The organism is Streptomyces sp. NPDC090445 (genome assembly GCF_044769385.1).
Lineage (GTDB): Bacteria > Actinomycetota > Actinomycetes > Streptomycetales > Streptomycetaceae > Streptomyces.
In genome coordinates this window covers 63,399-84,315 of sequence record NZ_JBIVXV010000026.1, presented here as the reverse complement: position 1 = coordinate 84,315, position 20,917 = coordinate 63,399, and the positions used below count along the sequence as shown (strand labels likewise).

Here is a 20,917-nt window from a genome sequence, read left to right as displayed (position 1 = left end):
CCCAACGCAGCCCCGTTTCCCTGGACCAAAGAGACAGGGCACCCCCTCCGCCCCGCCTTCGGACTCTGCGATGGGCGACTTCCGCTCGCCGAGGACCTCGTAGTCCTCGGCGACACTGACGGCCCCACCGCCGAAGAGATGCTCTCCCGGGAAGACGCCCGGCAACTGCGGGAGCTGCGCAGGGCCGCGTCACGCCGTGGGGGCGGTACCGGCGGAGGTGGCGGGAACGCCGCCGCGCTGCACCGGCGGAGGCGTGTGCGGCCATGGGGGCAGCCGTCTCGTCAGTCCTTGCGGGCCGCTCCGCGCCACACTGTGGCGTCCAGGATGGCGTACGTGCTGGGGTCGCCCTTCGGTGACTTGCCCTTGTAGGTGATCATCGCGATGCTCCCGCTTTCCGTCTTCACGCATATGCGACCTCCCTGCGGGATCGCCTCGACAGGGATGCGGGTGGTGTAGCGGGTCTCCTGGCGACAGGCCTGGAGGGAGCCGTCGGAGCCGCTGTCGAGCCGGGCGAGTTTGGCGCTGAAGGTGGCGAAATCGCAGCTGCCGAATGCGCAGGAGTAGAAGATGTCGCCTGAGCTGTGTTCGACAGGCTCCAGTGGGGTGTCGGCGAACTCCAAGTGGTAGTTCGATGCGAGTTTGATGTCCGTGTACGTCTCGGGCTGCGGGTCGGGGCGAGGCGTTGCCTTGGCGGAAGCGCTCGGGTCACCGCCGTCGGCGGCGCTGCGGTCGTCGGTCTCGCGGGACATCACGTTGATCACGGCTCCGCAGCCGGCGAGCAGCAGGAACAGCCCTCCGAGGACGGATACCAGGATGACGGCTGCGCGGTTGCGGGGGCGCGCGGGCGCCGGGACGGACGGGTAACCGGCCACGGGCATCGGGCGCGAGGGATAGCCGGTCTGTGGCGGATACGGCGCACCGTAGCCATCGGACGGGCCGTATCCCTGGGGTTGGTGTCCCATGGGCGGGGGCTGGTACTGCCCGGTGGGCTGCGGAGATCCGATGGGGTGCGCAATCGCAGGGGCGGTGGCCGGTGGCGTCGGCGGCGGGATGGCGGCGGGCCGTGACGTCGGCGGGGCAAGTGCGAAGTCCGGTGCGGTCGGCACGGGGTTCGGTACCGGGTTCGGCACGGGGTTCGGTACCGGGTTCGGTACCGGGTTCGGTACCGGGTTCGGTACCGGGTTCGGTACCGGGTTCGGTACCGGGTTCGGTACCGGGTTCGGTACCGGTGGGCGTTCGGCGATGCCTGCCGCAAGTCCGGCGGGGAGCCAGTCCTCGGGCCTGCGCAACTGGGTCTGGTCCGCGGCGGTACGGCACAGGTCGAGGATCTCGGTCAACGAGGCCCGACCCGCGGGGTCCTTGACGAGGCAGCGCGAGACGAGGGTCCGCAGTTCGGCGGAGAGCCCGCTCAGATCGGGTTCCTCGTGGACGATCCGGTAGAGCACCCCGTGCGAGGGGCCCTCGCCGTACGCGGGTGCGCCCAGGGCGGCGTACGCGGCCACCTGCCCGAGGGCGAACACGTCCGTGGCTCCGCTGATCTCCCCGCCTGCGGCCTGCTCGGGAGCCATGAAGGAGGGTGTTCCGATGGCGACCCCGCTGGCGGTCAGCGAGGTCGCGTCGGCGGCCCGTGCGATACCGAAGTCGATGACGCGGGGGCCGTCCGAGGCGAGCAGTACATTGGACGGTTTGAGGTCGCGGTGCACGATGCCGGCGCCGTGGATGACCTGGAGGGCCTCTGCGATCCCGGCGACGAGCATCAGAACGGTCCGGGCCGGGAGGCGGCCGTGCTCCGCCACCGCCGCGGCGATGGTGGGCCCCGGTACGTAGGCGGTGGCCAGCCAGGGAGTCGGCCCATCGACATCGCTGTCGATGACGGGGGCGGTATACAGCCCCTGTACCCGCTGGGCGGATTGGACTTCACGCCGGAACCTTCGGCGGAATTCGGGGTCCTCGGCGAACTCGGGCCGGATCACCTTGATGGCAACGGCTCGGCCTCCGGGCGTGTGGGACAGGTACACCTTGCCCATGCCGCCCGCGCCCAGCCTGGCGGCGATCCGGTACCCGGCGATCATCGGCGGATCGTCCGCCTCCAGTGCCTGAAAAATCCCGCCTGCCACGGACCCGCTCATCACATCACCCCGTTGTTTTCGATCTTGCATGTCCAGCCTATGCGGCTTGGACGGCGGTGCCCCGCAGACGCCTCCGGCCGCCGGCGCACCTCGGTCGCCTTGGCAGGAGGGGCTGCCGTCGGAGCGGGCGGCGCGTTCCCGCATCTGTTCACGGGCCGGAGCGATGCCGTCCGGGTGCGGGTCGGGCGGGGCCGAGAAGGCGAGTGCAGGAACGAAGGCCGCACGTGCTGAACAGCCGGTTCCGGAAGCCTGAACCAGAAACCCCTTGCCCAATGGTCAAGAAATGTTGACCATTGGGGGCATGCCTACCGATGACCTTCCCGAGACGTTCCACGTCACCACTGACGAGCAGCTGCGCGCTGTCTCCAACCTCACGCGTCACCGGATCATGGCCGTGCTCCGCTTCGAGCCGGCGACGATCACTCAGATCGCCGAGCGGGTTGGCCTTGCGAAGGGGAGTTCCAGCTATCACGTTCGGCTGTTGGAGCGGGCCGGCCTGGTGAAGGTGGTGCGGACGCGGAAGGTCCGGGGGGTCACCGAGCGGTACTACGCCATGGCCGCGCGGGCGATCGTGCTGCCGGATCCGGGCGAGGGGGGCCCGGACATGCTGATGCGGCATGCGGTGGCGGACCTGGAGGCAGCGCCGGCGGATGGCGAGCGGCACGTGCGGATGGCGCATCTGCGGCTCACCGAGGAGCAGTTCGCGGAGCTGGGGGCGCGGCTGCAGGCACTGGCGGACGAGTACCGGGAGCTGTCCGATCCGTCGCTGCCGGACGCGTCACTCGTCTTCGCACTGTTCCACCCGGCATGGCGCGAGCAGGCCGAAGGGGACGCCAAGTGACCTCAGACGTTCGGAAGCTGCCGACCGGGTTCGGACGGCTGTGGACCGCGCAGACGGTGTCCTCGCTCGGTGACGGGGTGTCGCATGCCGCGCTGCCGCTGCTCGCGCTGACGCTGACGCGGGATCCGATGGCGCTCGCCGTCGTCACGGCCGCCGGAACGCTGCCGTGGCTGCTGTTCGGGGTGCTCGGCGGTGCGCTGGTGGACCGCTGGGACCGTCGGCGCACGATGTGGGTCACGGACGCGGCGCGTGCGGTGCTGCTCGCGATACCGGCGGCAGCGGCCGCGCTCGACGTGCTGAGCATTCCACTGCTCGCGGCCGTCGCCTTCCTCCTCGGCCTCGGCGGACTCTTCTTCGACACGGCCGCCACGGCCTATCTACCGGATCTGCTCGGCCGCGACCCCGCGCTCCTGGAGCGCGCCAACTCCCGCCTGCGCGGCACCCAGACCGCCGCGTCCGGCTTCGCCGGGCCGCCCGCGGGCAGTGCCCTGCTCGCGCTCGGGCGGGCGGTTCCGCTGCTCGCCGACGCGGTCTCGTTCGCGCTCTCCGCACTCCTCGTACGGTCGCTGCCCGCCGCTCCCCGGCCCGCACCGCAGGCCCGTGAGTCGCTGCTGCGGCAGGCGCGGGCCGGCGCCTCGTACGTGTTCCGGGATCGGTTGCTGCTCGGGCTCGCGCTGCGCCCGGCGGTCGGGAACATCGCCTTCCTCGCCGTGGAGACCGTACTCGCCCTCTTCGCGCACGACCGGCTCGGCATCGACACCTTCGGCTTCGGCCTGCTCCTCACGGCGGAGGCCACCGGCGGCCTGCTCGGCGCGGGCATCGCCTCCTTCCTCGGCCGACGACTCGGCACCGGCACCGCACTGACCTGCATGGCCGCAGCCGAGGGACTCGCCATCCTGGGCCTTGCCGCCGCCCCGAACCCGTACGTCGCCGGCCTCGCGCTCGCCGTGTGCGGCGCGGGCATGGGCGCCACGATGGTGCTCGGCCCCTCCCTGCGACAGGCGATCGTCCCCGCCCACCTGATGGGCCGGGTCGCCTCCACCTCCCGCATGCTCGCCATGTGCGCCGCCCCGTTCGGCGCCTTCCTCGGCGGCTGGCTGACCACCGCCTACGACGTACGCACCCCGCTCTACACCGCCGCCGGCCTTCTCCTCACCATGACCGCCGTCACGTCGACCATGACCAGCAATCGCCGGGTCGAGGCGGCGCTGCGTGCCGCCGCCCCGGCCGGTGATCCAGATCGCCGGGAATCCGGGGAGCCCGTTCAGGGTGCCGTTTAGGGCTCCGCGCGTTCGTCGGTACGCCTGGCGGATCCGGCCCCGGCCGCCGTGGCAGATCGCGCGGGCCGGGCGGTGGCGGGACTGGGCGCGATACCCCGCTCCAAGCCTTCTCCAACGCCCTTTAGGTGCCGGGGTTGACGGGCCGCTTGTAGTACCGCCACGGGAACCATCCCGCACCGACCGGAACCCAGCCTTCCGATTGCATCCGCCGGTGTCGCGCGACGGAGGGGAGAGTGACCCGACAGTGCTCCCAGGGGTGGCCGGACGCCTCCACCTCGTGGAAGAAGGGGCCGTAGCCGACCATGTGCCAGCCGTCGCGGCCGGCCTCCTCCAGGGCGGCCATCTCGTTGAATGCGGACAACCCGCTGAGGGTGCGGCGCTTCGGGGTGTTCGGCCCCCCGGCGGGCGGCGCCGACGGGTCCGTGCCCGCGGCCTTGGCCGCGAAGCGCTGCTGGGCGGCCTGGCGGCTGACTCCCAGGACGCGGCCCACCGTGTCCCAGCTGTGGCCGGCGGCCCGGGCGCCCTGGACGGCCTCGCGCAGCAGCCGGCTCGCCTCCTCGGCACCGACGCGCGAGGCGTCCACCAGACGCAGGTACCCGTGGGCGTCGTGTTCCAGCGATTCGGCCAGCCCCTCGGGGGCACCGAGGACGGCTGCGGCGATCCCTTCCCGGATCCGGTCCACCTCCGCCGGGTGGAGCAGTGGTTCGTTGCTCATCGGCGCAGTCCGGCAAGGGGTTCGAGGGCGTCGAGAACTTCCTCGTCAGTGCGCGCCTGCTCGGCGGAGTTGCGGACCGCCGCTCGGGCGGCCATGCCGGCCGTGCCGGCCGTGCCGGCGATGAGCGCGAGGCCCACGACGATCAGGGCGATGGTGGCGAAGGTGCCAAGCCGGTCGCCGAACATCACCGTCGTGGCCGGCAGGCTCACGGCGAGCGGCAGCGCCGCGGCCATGGATGCGGTGGCAGGAAGGGGGTCCCGGTGTCGAGCCTTCAAGCTCAAGATCAACATACGTCAAGGAAACCTTGACGCGGCCGACTTGTCAAGAATTCCTTGACGCCTGCGTCTCACACCGCCGCATCCCCTGGACAGCAGGCAGCGCAGCGCGGTGCCAGCGAGCGCCGATTCTCTGACGGTTTTTCCGCGCTGGCCCGCCGGCCCGCCGGCCCGCCGGATCGCCGGATCGCCGGATCGCCCCTTTCGTAGCCGAGGTGTCGGTTCACCTCGACTTCCAGAGCCCGCTCCAGCACGGCCCGGGCGATCTCCGTCAGCAGCCCGCCCTCACCGACCAGAGCCATCGCGGTTGCCGGTCCGGGGCATGGGGTCAGTCCGACTGGCGGTGGGCGCGGGCCTCGGCGGTGGCCTTCAGGTCGCTCAGCCATGCTTCAAGCCCCTGGCGGAGGATGGCGGTCGCGGCGGGGACGTCCGCGTCGACCTGAGGGCCGGTATGGGTCTCCTCGGTGCTCACCCTGACGCCGCCCGGGGCCTTGGTGAAGTTCCACACGTGGACGCCGTCGATGTGCAGTCCCTCGCCGATCGCGGGGCCCGTCCAGCGGATGCAGGAATGGTGCCGGAGCTGTTCGACGGTCGAGGTGATCTCCAGGCTGGTGGCCGGAGTCGGGTTGGGGGGCACCGGGGTTGTCCACCGGAAGGCCGAGCCCTGGCGGAAGGGGCCGTGGTCGAGGCGTTCCGCGGCCGTCACGGGATCCTGCCAGGACGGCCAGCCCTCGACGTCGGTCTGCAGCTTCCAGACCGTACGCAGCGGCGCGTTGATGAGGATCTCGGCCCGGTGCCGGACGCGGGCTTCGGGGTCGACGCCGGCACCGCGGCAGGTGAGTGACCTGTCGGGGCGGGGACCGTGGGAGGCGGCTGCTCCGGCGGGTAACTCGGCGGCGCCGAGGAGGCCGACAACGAGCGGGACGGTGAACGAGGCGGCGCGGATGCCGGACATGGAGTTCCCCTCGTGGTACTCAGTGGGTGGGCGTGCCGATCGGCAGAGACTCAAGCGATGGGTAGAGGCGACAATTCGCGCTCGACCACGGCGTCGGCGCCCTCGCGGGACTGCCCGATCTGCACCCGCTCTTGGCCCATCGGAGATCGTCGGGGCATCCATCGGGTGGAACGCGCGGCCGACCCGGTTCGCCACGGCGTAAGCGTAGTCCGCGTACCCGGGCCGGGCCGCGTACCTATTTCGCCGTGATCCGCCCGTTGTCTGGCCAAGACCCGTCATGGTCGGTGTCGTTGATGCCCTTTGCCCGCACACGCACCTGCAGGCCGGCGCAGCCGCCGACGAGCGAAGCCCCCGGCCCGGGGGCCGGGTGCGGGTGACCGGCACCGGCCTCGGTGGAAGTGCTTGCGAACCGCCGGCCTGAAGACGGCCGTTCACAGCCGCACGCTCGGTGTGCCGGCCCTGGGCACCTGTGTGTGTGTGTGGGGGGGGAGCGGTGGAGCAGTGGCGGACGCCCGGGATGCTCCGAGGCAAGGCCCCGGGGCGTCAGCCGGTTCCTTCCATGCGGGCGACGGCCGCGCTCGTGGCAGCGCGAAGTGCCTCGTCGGGCCCCACACCGCCGCCGTGCCGCCACGGCGAGGCGAGCAGCGCCGCCAGCGCCGGCAGCGCGGCCACGGCCGGGCCGCCGATCTCCCCCAGCAGTTCCACCGCGCGCCGCTCGGGGAACCGCGGGTCGCGGAGGCCGCCGGGAGACACAGCCCCGAGCAGTGCGGGGACCGCCTCGGCGGGGTCGCCGGTCAGCCGCCACCACGCCTCGGCCGCGTACGTCCGGGCCCGCGGTCCGAGGGAGCCCGGAGCGGTCCTTGACCGCCGCAGGACGTCCCGCACGGCGTCCGCGTGGAGTCGGGCCGTCGGCCCGAGCTCGGCAAGGAGGTGGAGCGGGCCGCCCGCCCCCCGCCGCACGGCCGCGCCCAACACGGTGAGGGCCGGTTCCGGGTCGCCGGTGATGCGCCAGTACGCCCACGCCGCCGTCGGTGTCGCCGCTGGCCGGCTGGCGGTCGCTGGAGGGCAACTGGTGGTCGTCGAGCACGGGCCACGCCGTCGGCGGCGACACCGACGGCGACGGCCGGGCCGACCTCGCGTTCATGTACAACTACGTGGTCGGATCCACGCGCACGTTCACCTTCACCAGCCGCCCCGACGGCGGCTTCGACGGCGGCCGCGCGTCCTGGTACGCCGCACCCGGCATGTGGTGACCCCGGGTCTCCACAGCTGAAGCCCGGTGAATGCCCGGTCGGCCCCGTTCCTCGCTCAGCACGAGGAGCGGGGCCGACCGGTTGCCGCGGCGGACAGCCGTCCACCGGTCATCCAGATGCGTGCCATCACATCGGCCAGGGCCGGGTACCGGGCGGCTTCGCAGATCATTTCGGAGAGCACGAGCATTCCGTGTGCGGTGCACTTCGGATCGTGGTTCCGGTGCAGCGAGACCACCGCGTCGCCCAGCGGCCGGCGCCCCAGCAAGATGCCCAAACGCCGCACGGCGGCGGCCGTCTCCAGGTCGGAGCGGCCTCCGGCGAACGGCAGGACTTCGGCTCGGCGGATCCCCGGCGGCACGATGGAGTCCTGCACGTGGCGGACGCACGCTTCCGGCGGGGCCTGCCCGTCCTCGAAGGTGTTGCGGAATCCCACGATGCGCATGCGGGCATTCTGCAGGCGGAGCTCGATGTAGAGCTCGACGGACGAACCTCGCAGCCGAATGCGCAGGGGCAGGTACGCCTTTTCCTCCGGCCCTCGCGAGGCACCGCCGAAAAAGCCCTGGGCGTCCTCGGCCCTCGACCGAATGGTCGACGTCAGGAGCTGGTACTCGTCCACGGATGCGTGGGCCGGGAAGAACGACACCGGCTTCAGCACGGCGGCCCCCATCAGGGATGGCCGCCGATCATCGTCCCTCCCTGTAGTGATCTGACCGCGATCGGTTCGATCCTGCTGCCTTTACGCATACGCATCCACCGCCTTCGGCAATCAGCCCCGTGCAGGGTTCCGATCAGTTCGATCCTTTCTAGTCGCCTTGTCGGCGGCCGGGCAAATAATTCGCCTCGGATGCCAAGAAATCGGCGCGTGATCCCGGTGACCGTTCCCCCGCACGGAGGCGCGCGGGCGAACCGGTCAGGGCAGTGTCCAGATCTGCGTCGTCATGAGGTAGAAGACGGCGGCCCAGAGCACCGTTGCCGCGGCGACGATCCCGAGGCCGATGCGGTTGTTCCTCGCCGGCGGTTCGTCCGGAGGCGGTCGCAGCCACCGCTTGAGCAGCGGGTTCACGTAGTAGGGCATCGTGAGGAAGGTCATGAGGAGGCTGGAGAGCAGGTTGCCGACGAGCAGTCCGAGCCAGAGCGGCATGTGCAGCGGCGACAGGGCGAGCGTCAGGAACACGACGGTCGGGTACAGGCCGACCCAGACGGCGATGGCGGTCTTCGTCTCGGAAGGGGCGGGCGCCGCTTTGCCGTCCTCCTCGAAGGCGAACCAGCTGCCGAACGAGTTGTCGATCGTGCTCAGCTTGAAGTCCTTGAATTCCTTGCCCTCGGCCAGGACCTCCTTGCGCTTGGCCGAGGTCAGCCAGGCTTCGAGGTGCTGGGCGCTGTCGAAGCGGTACAGCGTTGTCCATTCGTCCTGAAGTCCGTCGATCGGCCTGAATATCTCGGTGCCGCGGAAGCCCTCGAACTTGCTCTCCTCTTCGCTCATGCGGCGCTGCCATCTGAGGAAGGCGTCCACGCGGTCCGGTCGGACCCGGTGGGTGATCACCACGGTGACCAGCGGATCCGGGGCCTTGGTGTGGCCGCTGAGGATCCGTTGGGTTCCCGGGCCGTCGAGATAGGTGTCGCCGACCTCCAGGAGCCGCTGCCTGGTCGCGCTGTTGATCCACGCCTGGAGGTGGGGTATCGAGTCGAACCGGTAGACGATGACCCATTCGGGTTGCAGGGATGTCGGCCGGGAGACCTCGACGCCGAGGTACCCGGGGTAGCCGGCCGCGGCGCCGTTGACCTGCTTCTGCCAGGCCTCGTAGTCACCCTCCCGGCCGGGCAGGACCTTCTGTCCGATGATGGCCGTCGCCACGGCGTCTTCGTGCTTGTCGGTGTCCATGGCTCAGGCCTTCGAAACGGGCCGCTTCTCGTTGAGCCGGCGGTAGATCCGTTCGGGGGTCAGGGGCAGCGCGCGGTAGCGGATGCCCGTGGCGTCGTGGAGCGCGTTCGCCAACGCGGGGGCCACCGGGTTGATGCTGCACTCCGCCATCCCCTTCGACCGCAGGGGGCCGACGGAGTCCGCCGAGTCCACGAGGAGCACCTCGGTGCGCGGGACGTCTGCGTAGGTGGGGATGCGGTAGTTGCGGAGGTTCGGGTTGGCCACGGCCCCGTCTGCGTCGACCTGGAAGTTCTCGGTCAGCGCGAAGCCGATGCCCTGGGCGATGGCGCCCTCCACCTGTCCCCGGACCTGCTGGGGGTTGATGACCACGCCCGCGTCGGTCGCCTGGACGCTGTACAGGATGCGGATCTCCCCCGTCACCCGGTGGACGGCGATCCGGAACCCCTGGGTATTGGAGGTGACGCTGCGGGGCGAGCCGTAGGCCTTGCGGGCGGCGGTGAACCGGATGCCACGCGCTCGGGCCAGTGCCACGAGCTCGGCCAGGGACACGCGCCGGTCGCCGCAGGTGACGCCGTCGTCGTCCATGGAGCACATCACGACGTGGACGCCGGTGTGGGCGGCGGCGAACTCCAGGATGCGGTCGCGTACGGCATTGGACGCCCGCAGGACTGCGTTGCCCGACACGAACAGGCCCGCGCTCGCGAAGGCGCCGGTGTCGAATCCGGTGCGGTCGGTGTCGGATTGCACCAGGCGGATCCGGGACGGCGTGGTGCCCAGTTGGCCGGCTGCGATCTGGACGTGGGCGGTCGAGGTGCCCTCGCCGAACTCGGCGGTGCCGACGGCCACTTCGTAGATGAGGTCGTCGCCGAGCGTGACCCAGGCCTCGGAGATGTGCTCGGTCGGGGGCGCGGTCTCGTGCATCGAGCTCGCGACGCCGGACCCGATGAGCCACCCCGGTCCCAGGTCCGGCTCCTCCGCCGGCCGGGCCATGGCCGTGTCCACCAGGTCGATGCACTTCGCCAGTCCGTCCTCGGTGAACGTCACGTCGTCCGGGCCTTCGTGCAGGGAGACGAGCGGGTCACCCGGCCGCACGATGTTGCGTCGCCGCAGTTCGAGCGGGTCCATGTGCAGGGCGACGGCGAGCTCGTGCAGGGCGGACTCCACGGCGAACGCCGGCTGCGTCATCCCGTAACCGCGCAGCGCCCCGCTCGGCACGGTGTTGGTGTAGACCGAGTACGCGTCGTACTTCTTGTTCGGGCAGCGGTAGATCATGACGGCGGCGCCGCCCGCGTACAGCGTTTCGCCGCCGTGGTTGCCGTAGGCGCCCGTGTTCGACACGTTGCGGACCTGGAGGGCCGTGAGCGTTCCGTCCGCCTTGGCGCCCAGTTTGACCGTCAGCGTCATCGGGTGCCGTGGCGAGGCGGTGGTGAACTCCTCCTCGCGGGTGTACTCGAAGCAGACGGGCCGCCCGGTGTCCAGCGCGGCGAGCGCCACCAGGTCCTCCGAGATCACCTCCTGTTTGCCGCCGAAGCCACCGCCCACGCGCTTGCAGAACACGCGGAGCCGGTCGGGGCGCAGCGCGAACAGGTAGCTCAACTTGACCTTCGCGATCGACGGTGACTGCGAGCTGGTGCGGACGTTCAGCCGCCCGTCCTCCATCCAGGCGATCGAGCCGTGCGTCTCCAAGTGGGCGTGCTGCACGCGTGGTGAGGAGTACGTGCCTTCGTGGATCACGTCGGCTTCGGCGAACCCCGCGTCCACGTCCCCGATGTGCGAATGGAGTTCGACGAGGATGTTGCGGACGGGATCGCGGACGAACGGATCGTGTGTGCCGTGTATCTGCGGAGCCCCGCCGGCCATGGCATCCTCGGGGTCGAACACCGCCGGCAGCCGCTCGTACTCGACGGCCACCTTGCGGCAGCCCTCCTCTGCCGCACCGGGCGTGTCGGCGAGCACCGCGACAACGCGCTGGCCCACGAAGCGGACCGTGTCGTCGAGGATGAAGGTGTCGTCCGGATCGACCAGGTGATCGGTGTGGATGGCCGTGGTGAAGCGCCTGCGCGGCACGTCCTGCCAGGTGTAGACGCGGTGCACACCGGGGACCGCGAGCGCGGCGGTCTTGTCGATCGAGAGGATCCGGGCGTGCGCGTGGGGTGAGTGCAGCACCTTGAGGTGCAGCATTCCCTCCATGTGGGTGTCCATCGTGAACTCGGCGCGGCCGGTCACCACGTCGTTGGCCGCGGGTGCGCCCACACTCGTTCCGACGGCCTTTCCCGGCTTGGCCGTCTCCACGCCGACGACGCCGTTCACCGCGTCCTCGACGGCCCGGTAGCCCGTGCAGCGGCAGAGGTTGCCCTTCAACGACCGGGGCAGGTCCGCCTTCTGCGCCTCGGTGAACGCCGCCGAAGTCATGATCATCCCGGCGGTGCAGAAGCCGCACTGAAATCCGGGCGCGTCGCGGAACCGGCGCTGCATCGGATGAAGGCTGCCGGGCGAGCCGAGGCCCTCGATGGTGGTCACCTCGTGGCCCTCCGCGCGGAACGCGGGGGTGATGCAGCTGTGGACCGGGCTCCCGTCCAGCCACACCGTACAGGCGCCGCAGTCGCCCGCGTCGCAGCCCTTCTTGACGCCGTAGTGCCCGAGCGAGCGGAGGAAAGTGCGCAGGCACTGGCCCGGCTCCGGCTCCCGGTCGAACGTCTTGCCGTTGACGCCGTACGTCATGACGGGTCCCCGTCCGCGAGTTCGCGGCGAATCTCCTCGACGAAGTGCTTCGTCAGATGGCGGCGGTGGTCGGGGGTTCCGTTGGGATCCGCGAACCAGACGTCGTCGGGGATGACGTCGATGCTCTGCTGGAGGGTGCGGGCATCGGGCATCGTGTCGAAGGCCATGCGCACCGGGCGTGTGGTGCCGGCCGTGACGGTCAGCAGCAGGTCGTTGGCGTCGGGCGTCCGCGTGCCGACGACGAAGACGGTGGAACGGCCGAGGTGGGTGAGCGTGAAGCGGCGGTGCGCGGTGCGTTTCCGCAGGGCGTTCGCCGGGATGCGGACGCGCCGCAGGATCTCGCCGGGGGTGAGGATGTTCTGGTGGTCGCCGGTCACGAAGTCGAGGGCGTCCACGGTGCGCGCGGACCCGTCAGGGGCCCGGAGTTCGTACGTGGCCTCCAGTGCCACCGTCAGCGTGATCATCGGGCCGGCCGGCAACGACATGCAGATGTTCCCGCCGACGGTCGCCGCGTTCCAGACCTTGAACGAGGACAGGAACGCCTCGCAGCTCGTGGTGAGCAGGGGACCCGCGGTCCAGTCGTCCGGATGGGCGAAGGCGTGCAGGTCGCGGATGGTGCACGTGGCGCCGATCTCAAGGCCCTTGTCGCTCGGGACGAGGGGATCCCAGCGCAGCGCCGTCAGATCGATCAGGCGGCGCAGGTCGGGCTGTTCCGCGGAGAACAGCCACGTTCCGCCCGCCAGCCAGGCGTCACCCTCGCGCCAGTCGGCGGCCGGACTCTCGGAGGGGCACCGGACGACTTCGGTGATGGTGGTCAGGTCCACGGAAACCGACCTCCCTCAGAGGGGCATCCTGCACTGGAGGGGCGGCCTGGCGACTCCGTTCCAGTCTAGGGCGAGGCGACAGGCGGCGCAGGGCGACCAGAAACCCTTCTGCCGCCGTGCTGCGCTTGCCCGGACAGGGCGGGGGTGCTCCTGCGCGGTTGCCGGGCCGATGCGGACGTCCACGACGGTGGGCAGCGCCACCGCACCGGCCCCCGCAAGGACCTGTGCAAGAGGCCACGTGGACAGGGAAAACGCAACTTCGACACGGCCCGCAGAGGCAGCTACCTTCACCTGGTCTTCGGCGGTCGCCCACGGTCGCACAGGGGTTCCTTCAGGCTGAGCCGTCCACGACGGGATGAGTTGATCACGCCCCACGAACCCCCTCGCCCCCGTGCGTAGGCCGCCGGAAAGAATCCGGGTCCACAGGTCCGCACCAGGCACCCCCAACCAGGGAGAGACGCGTGCCCCATCTTGCTCTGTACACATTCGGCGTCCTGAAGTCACCTCTCGCCGATCCCGCACCTCTCACGCGCGCATTGCACGACAGCGGCGAGGCCATCTACCGGAAGATCAGCCGGCACCCCGGATACCTCGCTCATGCCGAAGCGGGGGACGGCGACCGGGGCTCACACTTCGACTTGGACTGGGGTGCATGGGGAGAGTTCGCCGTACCGACCTGGTACGGCAAGGGCCGTACGGTGGAAACCACCGCCCTGGCCACGACCCTCTCGCTCTGGACCGGCCTGCGCCCCGCCTTCGACGCCATCTACACCGGCCTGCACCGTGAGGCGCTGAACAGGCGTTACGACTGGTTCGAGAGGACAGAGCACCCGAATTACGTGTTCTGGTGGGTCTCCGACGGCGTGATACCCACCTGGCAGGACGGGGTTTCCAGGCTGGAGCACCTCCACGACCACGGCTCCGCGCCGCACGCCTTCACCTTCCACCGCTCGTTCGCCCCGGACGGAACTCCGACCAGGACCAAAGGCATCGGGCCCGAGAGCGACCAGGTTCACTGAACTTCGACCGGTCCCGCCGCCGGCCTCCGCGCACAGCCGAGGACCGGTGAAGCGGCCGGTGACAGGCCGCGCGCGCCTCTCGGCGGAAGCATGCGGCCTTGCGCCAGGACGGCGGCCGGCGGGCCCTTGCGCCGTACGGCGCAAGGGCCCGGCTGCCCACCGTGCGTACCCCTTCTGACACTGGCCCCGGGCATCGGGCGCCCGGCGTCAGTCCTGCCAGACGTCCCACCACTGCTGCGACTGGAAGTTCTTCTGCCACAGCTGGACGCGGGCGCCGTTGCCCCAGACGTTCGCGTCGCGGTCCATGACGATATTGCCGCCGCCGAGGAAGCGGGCGTTGTAGATCGCGCGGTCGCCGGACGGGTGGGACCAGCTCTGCTGCGGGGTGTTGTTGCAGTCCCAGATCTGCACCTTGGTGCCGTTGCGGCCACCGCCGTTGAGATCGGCGTCCAGACACTTGCCGGGGAAGCGGTAGCTCTCCAACGCGCCGTTGTTCCAGAGGTACCAGCGTTGCTGGCTGGTGCCATTGCACGCCCACACCTGGACGACCGTGCCGTTGGCGCCGCCGTTCGCGTCGACGTCCAGGCACTGGGTGGTGGGGCGCTTCGCGAAGTCGCTGGTGATGCGCACGGGCATGTTCAGCAGCCGCTGCGGTGCGGGCGCGGCCAGGCCCGGGGTGGGTGCGGTCCAGTACACAGGCTGAGGGGCAGGGGCAGGGGCAGGCGCGGGCGCGGGCCTGGGCGCGGGCCTGGACGCGGACTGGGTCTGCGCGCTCACTGCGGAGGTGCCGGCCAGGGCGGTGGCGAAGGCCACGGCGGTCACCGCGAGCCAACGTGTGGTGCGGGGCATGTCCGCTCCTTGCTGCTCTGTGGTCGGTCCGTGCCGTACGGGTCGACTCCCGTACGGGGGCCACCCCAACACGGAACCGCGAGCGCGCGTGAGCCCCGATCAGGCCAAGGCAGACCTTGTCCGTGATCGCCGGGGGGTCAGCGCAGCGTTGCGGTGGCGATGTCGAGGAAGTCCGTCACAGGGCCCGCGCAGCTGCCCTCCGGTACCGCCAGGCAGGTTTCGACGGGCAGGGCGTCGGTGACTGCCAGGTATACGAGGTCAGGGCGGGAGTACGAGCCCGCGATGCTGACGGGGACGAGCGCGATGCCCTGACCGGAGGCGACGAGCTCGAACTTCTCCTCCAGAGAGGAAGTCCGCCGCGTCCGGCCGTCGAGGACCGGTTCGCCTTCAAGGTCACCCGACGTGAGGGCGCGACGTCCGGCCAGCGGATGCGTCACGGGCAGGCACGCCACCTTGGTCTCGTGGCCGATGGGGATGGTGCGCAACCCCGCGTCGTCGAAGGGACGTCGAAGGTACCCGACGTGCGCGCGGCCATCGCGCAGCGGCGCGTCCCGTTCCCACCAGTGCAGCGGGATGACATCGATCCCGACCTTCGGGTGGCTCGCCGTGAACGCCCGGATCGCCTCGGAGACGCGTAGGCCCGGCGAAAAGCCGACGGCGAGCCGCTGCTCGCCCCGCTGGGCCGCGTGCACGCGCTGCAGAGCCGCGTCCACCGCCGTGGTGATCCTTGGTGCTTCGTCGTACAACCGTTTCCCCGCGGGAGTCAGTTCGACGCTGCGCGTGGACCGCGTGAACAGCGTGCAGCCCAACTCCTGCTCGAACGCGCGGATCTGTCGGCTGAGGACCGGCTGCGCGATGTACAGCGCCTGTGCTGCCCGGCCGAAGTGCAGGTGCTCGGCCACCGCGACGAAGTAGCGGAGCTTTCGCAGATCCAGATCCAGATCCATGCCGTAACGGTATCAATGCGGTCCGAAGGGTATTGGACGTCCGCCCGAACCCCTCGCAGACTTGCGGCGTGATCGCAGCCCTCGCTCCGACCGTCGACTTCGACAGCCGGTTCCGGTGCGGCCTTCCGCCGGCGGACGGTCGCCGGCCAACGCCTCGCAACAGTCCTGACCCCCCTGCCTTGAGAGGAACCACATGAACGGCACCCGCAGGACAGCCCTCGTCATCGGGGCTTCGCGTACCCTGGGCCTCGGGCTCGCCGCCGAGTTCCTCCGTCGCGACTGGGACGTCATAGGCACCGTCCGCGGCAGGCAGCGGACCGGCCTCCACGATCTGGCCGAAGCATCCCGAGGGCGGCTGACCGTCGAATCGCTGGAGATGACCGCGCCGGAGCAGATCGCGGCACTGCGCGACCGGCTGGCGCAGCACACTCTCGACCTGCTCTTCGTGAACGCCGCCATCACACGCGGCGACATCCCGATCGGCGATGTTCCGACGGACATGTTCACCGAGGTCATGATCACCAACGCGCTCGGCCCGATGCGCGTCGTGGAACTTCTCGGCCCGCTCGTCGCGCCGGCCGGGACCATCGGCGTCATGTCCTCCGATCAGGGAAGCATCGCCCTGAACACCGAAGGCGGGCAGGACCTGTACCGGGCCAGCAAGTCCGCGCTGAACCAGTTGATGCGCAGCTACGCCGCCCGCCACGCCGACAGCTCGCGGACGCTGCTGCTCATGGACCCGGGCTGGGTCCGCACCGAACTCGGCGGACCCGACGCCGATCTGAGTGTCGAGGAGAGCGTTCCCGGGGTGGCGGAGACGATCGAACGCCACTGGGGACAGCGCGGCCTCCACTTCCTCGACCACAAGGGACAGGTCGTGCCCTGGTAGCCCCGCGGTCCCTGCGGGCCTGCCGGCCGGCGGGCGGCTGACGCCGGCGGGCGCCGGCGCGGCATCGCTCCGCTACGCCACCGGGTGCGGCACCCAGACGGCGGCATGGAAAGGGCCGTTGGCCGTGCCCGGGTCAGCGGACGGAAGCGCTGCGCTGCCTGCGACGACGCCGTGGCGGTTGGCCTGCCTCGCGGAGGAGTTGAGGCCGCCGAGGGAGGGGAGATAGGTGAAGTCGCCGTTGTCGACGCGGGCGACGAAGGCGAAGGAGTTGGGGGCGAAGTTGTCACCGACCATGAGGTTCCCGGCGATCTGCTTGACCTCGGTGACACCCCGCCCGGAGCCGATCACGGCACTCTTGTGCGTCACGAGGTCGAACGAGCTGGCGAGCAGGCCGTCACCGCCGGCCACGGTGCTCCCGCTGATCAGCTGCGCGGTCAGGAAGTGGGACCCCAGGTCCGTGCGGATGCCGGTGCGGAGGTCGTAGGCGTATCCGGTGAGGCCGTTGCCGACCGTTCGAGACTGACCGACCACGGTCGAACCGCTGATGTCGTTGGCCGTGCTGGTGCGTCCGCCGAGGGTGCCGAGGTCGGTCATCGTCCGGGTGCGCAGGTCGTACGCGAACCCGTGCACCGTGGTGGCGGGCGTGTCCGGCAGGGAGGAGCTGCCCACGACGACGGCACCGCTGACGGCCGCCCCGGTGCTGTTGCCCGACGGCCCGGCGAGGCTGCCGAGATCGGTCATGGTCCGGGTGCGCAGGCTGTACGCGAACGCGTGGCTGGCCACGTCGCCGGACAGCGACGACGTCCCCACCACGGTGTCGCCGTCGAGGCCGGTGATGCGGGTGCTGCTGCCGCCGAGAGTGCCGATGTCGACGAGCCGGCGGGTCCGGACGTCGTAGGCGAACCCGTGAGTCGGACCGTCGGCGGAGAGGTCTGATTCCCCGACGATGTAGTCCCCCTCCACACCGGTCGCCCGGCTGGAGTGACCCAGCGCGCCGAGGTCGGTCATGGTGCGCCGGCGCAGGTCGTATGCGAAGGCGTGCTCGGTGGCGTCGCCTTTCGTCAGTGAGCTCCCGACGACCGTGCTGCCGTCGATGGCGGTCGCCTTGCTGCGGGTGCCGCCCAGGGTGCCGAGGTCCTGCACGGTGTACCGTACGGACCCCGCCGCCGACGCGGCCGACGGCGTGTCGGCTCCGGACGCCGGAGCGGCGCCCACGACGAGCAGGCCCGCGGCGACCAGAATCCAGACACGTACACGTACACGTACACGTACACGTAGGCGCATGATGCCCCCTGAAGTGAACGATCGGGACGAGGACGGTTCGGCAGACCGCTGTGCCCTCCCCGAGCACGGGCCGACCGGGTTGCACAGCCCCCACTTGTACGTCAGTTCCGATCGACCAAACAGTGGGCCGTCGGCCACAAACACGTCGTCCGTCACCGCCGCCGGGACACGGGACGCCGAGCTCGCGGCGGCTCAGCTTGGAGGCTGGAGGCAGTTCTCCTCGAACTTGAGGACCTTGACCGTCACCGGCGTGCTGTTGTCGAGCGGCGTGCTGGCGGCCGGGGACTGGAAGCAGACGCGCCAGCCGCTCTCGTCGGCGGCGGTACGGCCCTGCGAACTCAGGTCCTGGACCTCGATGTTCGTACCGGACGGCAGCGCCGCGCGCGCGTCCTTCAGCGACCTGCCGACCAGTTTCGGCATGTGAGTGCCCGTCCAGGCCGAGGGAGTCGCTCCTCCGGTGCTCGGGCTGCTCGGCTGCGGTGATCCGGTGGACGAGGAAGAGGAGGAGGAAGAGGGGGAGGACGCGGCGGGGCCGGGCTTGTCCGTGCCAGTGTCCGCAGGCTGTGTCGTGCAGGCGGTGACGGCAAGGAGGGCGCCCGCGACCATGGGAATGACGTGGTGTGTCCGCATCGGAACATGCTCGCCGCAGTGCCGGCGCGATGCGGGCGTTGTGACGGTCCTGTGACGCTCCCGGCCTCGGTGGTGTCCCGCGGGAAATCCGACTCCGGCATGGGTGCCTGTCCGGCGCCGTCCGGACGGCGCCGGACAGGCACCGATGACCAGGCGGAACGCCGCCGGACTGTCCGGGACAGTCCATTCGCTTGCCCGCCCCGTCGGCTCGCGGCAAAGCTGGGCGGCGCCCGGCCCCGGCGTGACCGCGCCGACGGCGTGCGGCTCCTCCAGGCCATTTGCCTCGGAAACTCACCGACAACAAAGGAGAACACCTGTGCGCGCACGACTGCTGTTCACCGGTTTCGCCCTGACGGCCGCCGTACTGGCGGGCGGAGCCACCGCACACGCAACGCCCCTACCCTCCCAGGCCGGCGCCGCAGCGGAAGAAGCGGCGGAGACCGTTCGGGGCCGCTGGGTACGTGACGGCGTCTACTCGGAGTCGACCTGTTACTCGCTGGCGGCCTCCTATGCCGGCCCCGCCTACTGCACGCCGGCCTCCGGCAGGAACAGGTTCGCCCTCTACATCTGGGTCGAGGACAACGACCGGTAGAGCCCTGGTCTCCGGCCGGTCGAGCAAGGGAAGGAAGCCGGTCCGACGTTGGGGTCCTGCACACGCACCGTTCTCGCCGCCGGGGCCGTGGTCCCGGCGCCGAGGGTCATGGTCAAGCTCGCCAAGGAGGTCGCGGCCCCGCCCATCGGCGGGGCCGCTTCCATGCGGTAGGTGGCGGTGCGGGCCGTCAGTAGAGGCGGTTGACGACGTGATCCTTCGCATGCCTTCCGGATATCCTGCCTCGTCGTGAACAGGCCAAGGAGGTCCCCCACCATGACCGGCACCACGTCGTCCTTTCCCGAGCGGATCGAACTCTCGGGAGAGGGACTCGTCCTTCGTGACTGGGAGGAGGCCGACCTGGCCGTGATGCCCGAGCTGTTCGACCACCCCGACATCGCGTACTGGACGCCGATCGTGTCGCCCTTCGACGCCGCGGCCGCCCTCGCACGGCTTGACCGGGACCGGCAGCTGCGAGCGGCGGGCACGGCGATCCTGCTCGCGATCACCGTTGACGGCGGCGCACCACTCGGCGAGGTGATGCTGCGGCGCGCCCCCGAGGGCACCGAAATCGGCTACGCGGTCGGCCCGGCGCACCGCGGTCAGGGGCTGGCGGTCCGGGCCGTGCGGGTGATGGCCCCGTACGCCTTCGAGCAGCTGGGCGCGGAGCAGGTGATCCTGGAGCTGGAGGCCGAGAACGCGGCCAGCGTCGCCGTGGCCACCAAGGCGGGCTTCAGACTGCTCGAGGTGCCGCTGATCACGGGTGAGGAGAAGGGACGACCGTACTCCCTGCAGACATGGGGTCTGGACCGCCCCTGACCCTCCTCACCTCCACGACGAGCACCGTACCGAGCGCTCACTGTCACCGTGCTCTTCCCGTTCCTCGACGAGAGCCGCATCGATGCGCTCGTCCGCTCTGCACGCGCGGACGTGCTGGGCAGCCACCCGGCGGGCAGCCACCCGGCCTTTGACCTGCGGTTCGAGAGATGCGGGCGGTTCCCCGAAGCGTTGTATCTCGTCTTCGAGCCCGACACGCCGTTGCGGCAGCTCACGGAGGCGGTCGCTGATCGTTGGCCTGAGGCTCCGCCTTCCGGCAGCCGGTCTGCCGAGATCGGGCCATGGGGGGCGTACACGCGAAAGACGCCCGGCCGGGGTCCCGGCTGGGCGTCTGCGTGTGGCGTGTGTCTGCTGTCCGCTGGCGGCTTAGTACCAGTGGTTGGCCTGCCAGAAGTTCCAGGCCTCGACCGGGGAGCCGTAGCGCTCGTTCATGTAGTCCAGGCCCCACTTGATCTGGGTGGCCGGGTTGGTCTTCCAGTCGGTGCCGGCGGAGGACATCTTCGACGCCGGCAGGGCCTGGACCAGGCCGTACGCGCCGGAGGAGGCGTTGGTGGCGGTGTGGTTCCAGCCGCTCTCATGGGAGACGATCTTGTCGAAGGCGGCGAACTGGGCCGGGTCCTTGATCATCTGCTGTGCGATCGCCTTGGCACTCGTGGGCGCGGCCTGGGCCGGAACGGCGGCCAGCATGGAACCGGCGGCGGCAAGGCCGATCACGGTACCCGCGAGGGTCTTCTTGGAAGCGGCGATGCGGCGGATGACGGTGTTGGACACGGAGGGCCTTCCGTAGGGGACAAGGTCGGTCGCGGCATGCCGGAGGCATGCGTGAGCCACTCACGGGGTGGAGGGGTTCGTCCCGGCGGGGGGCTGTGCGCCCCGGCCGCCTCGGCGACAACACCAGTTAGCCAGGCCGCCGCCGCCCTGGCAAAGCCCCCCTCCTGCTACCGGGCCTCGTAGGCCGGGGTGGTCCGCGGGGTGCCGCGGGTGGTCGGGTCCGTGCA

Annotated in this window: 22 protein-coding genes and 1 pseudogene; 9 read left to right on the top strand and 14 right to left on the bottom strand. The window is 70.6% G+C overall.

The window, feature by feature from the left end:
* Positions 1 to 281: 281 nt before the first annotated feature.
* A complete protein-coding gene (locus ACIQUT_RS32425) occupies positions 282 to 2,129 on the bottom strand; it encodes a protein kinase (protein ID WP_403568226.1) in 1,848 nt (615 codons plus the stop codon).
* Between the two features lie 301 nt (positions 2,130 to 2,430).
* Between ACIQUT_RS32425 and ACIQUT_RS32420 the strand changes: the two genes are divergently transcribed.
* A complete protein-coding gene (locus tag ACIQUT_RS32420) occupies positions 2,431 to 2,970 on the top strand; it encodes an ArsR/SmtB family transcription factor (protein ID WP_403568224.1) in 540 nt (179 codons plus the stop codon).
* On the top strand, positions 2,967 to 4,250 hold the full coding sequence (locus ACIQUT_RS32415) for an MFS transporter (RefSeq protein WP_403568222.1): 1,284 nt from the start codon (positions 2,967 to 2,969) through the stop codon (positions 4,248 to 4,250). Before ACIQUT_RS32420 ends, ACIQUT_RS32415 begins: the two co-directional genes overlap by 4 nt.
* 121 nt (positions 4,251 to 4,371) lie before the next feature.
* On the opposite strand, the gene ACIQUT_RS32410 is transcribed toward ACIQUT_RS32415, so the two are convergent.
* The 4 genes from ACIQUT_RS32410 to ACIQUT_RS32395 all read right to left on the bottom strand — a co-directional run bounded on the left by ACIQUT_RS32410 (position 4,372) and on the right by ACIQUT_RS32395 (position 7,170).
* Complete coding sequence (locus ACIQUT_RS32410; protein ID WP_403568221.1) at positions 4,372 to 4,965, bottom strand: hypothetical protein; 594 nt, start codon at positions 4,963 to 4,965, stop codon at positions 4,372 to 4,374.
* The gene (locus tag ACIQUT_RS32405) at positions 4,962 to 5,198 is read right to left on the bottom strand and encodes a hypothetical protein (RefSeq protein ID WP_403568219.1); all 237 of its coding nucleotides are present in this window, start codon (positions 5,196 to 5,198) and stop codon (positions 4,962 to 4,964) included. The genes ACIQUT_RS32410 and ACIQUT_RS32405 overlap by 4 nt, the downstream gene beginning before the upstream one ends.
* Positions 5,199 to 5,568: 370 nt before the next feature.
* A complete protein-coding gene (locus ACIQUT_RS32400; RefSeq protein ID WP_403568217.1) occupies positions 5,569 to 6,195 on the bottom strand; it encodes an SRPBCC family protein in 627 nt (208 codons plus the stop codon).
* 543 nt (positions 6,196 to 6,738) lie between these two features.
* Positions 6,739 to 7,170: a hypothetical protein gene (locus ACIQUT_RS32395; protein WP_403568215.1), complete on the bottom strand. Its 432-nt coding sequence runs from the start codon at positions 7,168 to 7,170 to the stop codon at positions 6,739 to 6,741.
* A gap of 56 nt (positions 7,171 to 7,226) precedes the next feature.
* On the opposite strand from ACIQUT_RS32395, the gene ACIQUT_RS32390 reads away from it, so the two are divergent.
* Positions 7,227 to 7,448, top strand: a complete 222-nt coding sequence (locus ACIQUT_RS32390; protein ID WP_403568213.1) for a hypothetical protein — start codon at positions 7,227 to 7,229, stop codon at positions 7,446 to 7,448.
* 55 nt (positions 7,449 to 7,503) lie between these two features.
* Here ACIQUT_RS32390 and ACIQUT_RS32385 read toward each other — a convergent pair whose 3' ends face one another.
* The 4 genes from ACIQUT_RS32385 to ACIQUT_RS32370 form a co-directional block, all read right to left on the bottom strand.
* Positions 7,504 to 8,064, bottom strand: coding sequence for a ribosome-inactivating family protein (locus ACIQUT_RS32385; protein ID WP_403568212.1), 561 nt, complete (start codon positions 8,062 to 8,064; stop codon positions 7,504 to 7,506).
* Between the two features lie 294 nt (positions 8,065 to 8,358).
* A complete protein-coding gene (locus tag ACIQUT_RS32380; protein WP_403568210.1) occupies positions 8,359 to 9,330 on the bottom strand; it encodes an antibiotic biosynthesis monooxygenase in 972 nt (323 codons plus the stop codon).
* Positions 9,331 to 9,333: 3 nt separating this feature from the next.
* A complete protein-coding gene (locus tag ACIQUT_RS32375) occupies positions 9,334 to 12,051 on the bottom strand; it encodes a molybdopterin-dependent oxidoreductase (protein WP_403568208.1) in 2,718 nt (905 codons plus the stop codon).
* Positions 12,048 to 12,875, bottom strand: a complete 828-nt coding sequence (locus ACIQUT_RS32370) for an FAD binding domain-containing protein (RefSeq protein ID WP_403568206.1) — start codon at positions 12,873 to 12,875, stop codon at positions 12,048 to 12,050. The genes ACIQUT_RS32375 and ACIQUT_RS32370 overlap by 4 nt, the downstream gene beginning before the upstream one ends.
* A 461-nt stretch (positions 12,876 to 13,336) precedes the next feature.
* On the opposite strand from ACIQUT_RS32370, the gene ACIQUT_RS32365 reads away from it, so the two are divergent.
* Entirely contained in the window at positions 13,337 to 13,894 is a 558-nt protein-coding gene (locus ACIQUT_RS32365) for a DUF3291 domain-containing protein (protein WP_403568204.1), read from the top strand.
* Positions 13,895 to 14,101: 207 nt separating this feature from the next.
* Here ACIQUT_RS32365 and ACIQUT_RS32360 read toward each other — a convergent pair whose 3' ends face one another.
* Complete coding sequence (locus tag ACIQUT_RS32360) at positions 14,102 to 14,743, bottom strand: RICIN domain-containing protein (protein WP_403568203.1); 642 nt, start codon at positions 14,741 to 14,743, stop codon at positions 14,102 to 14,104.
* A gap of 137 nt (positions 14,744 to 14,880) precedes the next feature.
* Positions 14,881 to 15,684, bottom strand: coding sequence for a LysR family transcriptional regulator (locus ACIQUT_RS32355; RefSeq protein ID WP_403568268.1), 804 nt, complete (start codon positions 15,682 to 15,684; stop codon positions 14,881 to 14,883).
* Positions 15,685 to 15,883: 199 nt separating this feature from the next.
* Here ACIQUT_RS32355 and ACIQUT_RS32350 point away from each other — a divergent pair, with 199 nt between their 5' ends.
* On the top strand, positions 15,884 to 16,579 hold the full coding sequence (locus ACIQUT_RS32350) for an SDR family oxidoreductase (protein ID WP_403568201.1): 696 nt from the start codon (positions 15,884 to 15,886) through the stop codon (positions 16,577 to 16,579).
* Positions 16,580 to 16,651: 72 nt separating this feature from the next.
* Here the strand turns inward: ACIQUT_RS32350 and ACIQUT_RS32345 are convergent, their stop codons facing one another.
* Both ACIQUT_RS32345 and ACIQUT_RS32340 read right to left on the bottom strand, forming a co-directional pair.
* Positions 16,652 to 17,794, bottom strand: coding sequence for a hypothetical protein (locus ACIQUT_RS32345; protein WP_403568199.1), 1,143 nt, complete (start codon positions 17,792 to 17,794; stop codon positions 16,652 to 16,654).
* A 261-nt stretch (positions 17,795 to 18,055) separates the two neighbouring features.
* The gene (locus ACIQUT_RS32340) at positions 18,056 to 18,283 is read right to left on the bottom strand and encodes a PASTA domain-containing protein (RefSeq protein ID WP_403568198.1); all 228 of its coding nucleotides are present in this window, start codon (positions 18,281 to 18,283) and stop codon (positions 18,056 to 18,058) included.
* 526 nt (positions 18,284 to 18,809) lie between these two features.
* Between ACIQUT_RS32340 and ACIQUT_RS32335 the strand changes: the two genes are divergently transcribed.
* The 4 genes and pseudogenes from ACIQUT_RS32335 to ACIQUT_RS32320 all read left to right on the top strand — a co-directional run.
* Complete coding sequence (locus ACIQUT_RS32335) at positions 18,810 to 19,085, top strand: hypothetical protein (RefSeq protein ID WP_403568196.1); 276 nt, start codon at positions 18,810 to 18,812, stop codon at positions 19,083 to 19,085.
* A gap of 48 nt (positions 19,086 to 19,133) precedes the next feature.
* On the top strand, positions 19,134 to 19,256 hold the full coding sequence (locus tag ACIQUT_RS32330; RefSeq protein WP_403568194.1) for a hypothetical protein: 123 nt from the start codon (positions 19,134 to 19,136) through the stop codon (positions 19,254 to 19,256).
* Between the two features lie 102 nt (positions 19,257 to 19,358).
* Positions 19,359 to 19,901 (top strand): GNAT family N-acetyltransferase, encoded by a 543-nt coding sequence (locus tag ACIQUT_RS32325; RefSeq protein ID WP_403568192.1) that lies wholly within the window; start codon positions 19,359 to 19,361, stop codon positions 19,899 to 19,901.
* 48 nt (positions 19,902 to 19,949) lie between these two features.
* Positions 19,950 to 20,165: pseudogene (locus ACIQUT_RS32320) on the top strand (2'-5' RNA ligase family protein); the annotation flags it as partial.
* 120 nt (positions 20,166 to 20,285) lie between these two features.
* On the opposite strand, the gene ACIQUT_RS32315 reads toward ACIQUT_RS32320, so the two are convergent.
* Positions 20,286 to 20,690, bottom strand: a complete 405-nt coding sequence (locus tag ACIQUT_RS32315) for a transglycosylase SLT domain-containing protein (RefSeq protein ID WP_403560098.1) — start codon at positions 20,688 to 20,690, stop codon at positions 20,286 to 20,288.
* Positions 20,691 to 20,917: the final 227 nt, after the last annotated feature.

What these genes read in the sequence shown, in the direction of transcription:
- ACIQUT_RS32425 (WP_403568226.1), bottom strand. Translation starts at nt 2,129, where the DNA reads ATGAGCGGGTCCGTGGCAGGCGGGATTTTTCAGGCACTGGAGGCGGAC.
- ACIQUT_RS32420 (WP_403568224.1), top strand. Translation starts at nt 2,431, where the DNA reads ATGCCTACCGATGACCTTCCCGAGACGTTCCACGTCACCACTGACGAG.
- ACIQUT_RS32410 (WP_403568221.1), bottom strand. Translation starts at nt 4,965, where the DNA reads ATGAGCAACGAACCACTGCTCCACCCGGCGGAGGTGGACCGGATCCGG.
- ACIQUT_RS32405 (WP_403568219.1), bottom strand. Translation starts at nt 5,198, where the DNA reads ATGGCCGCGGCGCTGCCGCTCGCCGTGAGCCTGCCGGCCACGACGGTG.
- ACIQUT_RS32400 (WP_403568217.1), bottom strand. Translation starts at nt 6,195, where the DNA reads ATGTCCGGCATCCGCGCCGCCTCGTTCACCGTCCCGCTCGTTGTCGGC.
- ACIQUT_RS32380 (WP_403568210.1), bottom strand. Translation starts at nt 9,330, where the DNA reads ATGGACACCGACAAGCACGAAGACGCCGTGGCGACGGCCATCATCGGA.
- ACIQUT_RS32375 (WP_403568208.1), bottom strand. Translation starts at nt 12,051, where the DNA reads ATGACGTACGGCGTCAACGGCAAGACGTTCGACCGGGAGCCGGAGCCG.
- ACIQUT_RS32360 (WP_403568203.1), bottom strand. Translation starts at nt 14,743, where the DNA reads ATGCCCCGCACCACACGTTGGCTCGCGGTGACCGCCGTGGCCTTCGCC.
- ACIQUT_RS32350 (WP_403568201.1), top strand. Translation starts at nt 15,884, where the DNA reads ATGAACGGCACCCGCAGGACAGCCCTCGTCATCGGGGCTTCGCGTACC.
- ACIQUT_RS32340 (WP_403568198.1), bottom strand. Translation starts at nt 18,283, where the DNA reads ATGCCGAAACTGGTCGGCAGGTCGCTGAAGGACGCGCGCGCGGCGCTG.
- ACIQUT_RS32325 (WP_403568192.1), top strand. Translation starts at nt 19,359, where the DNA reads ATGACCGGCACCACGTCGTCCTTTCCCGAGCGGATCGAACTCTCGGGA.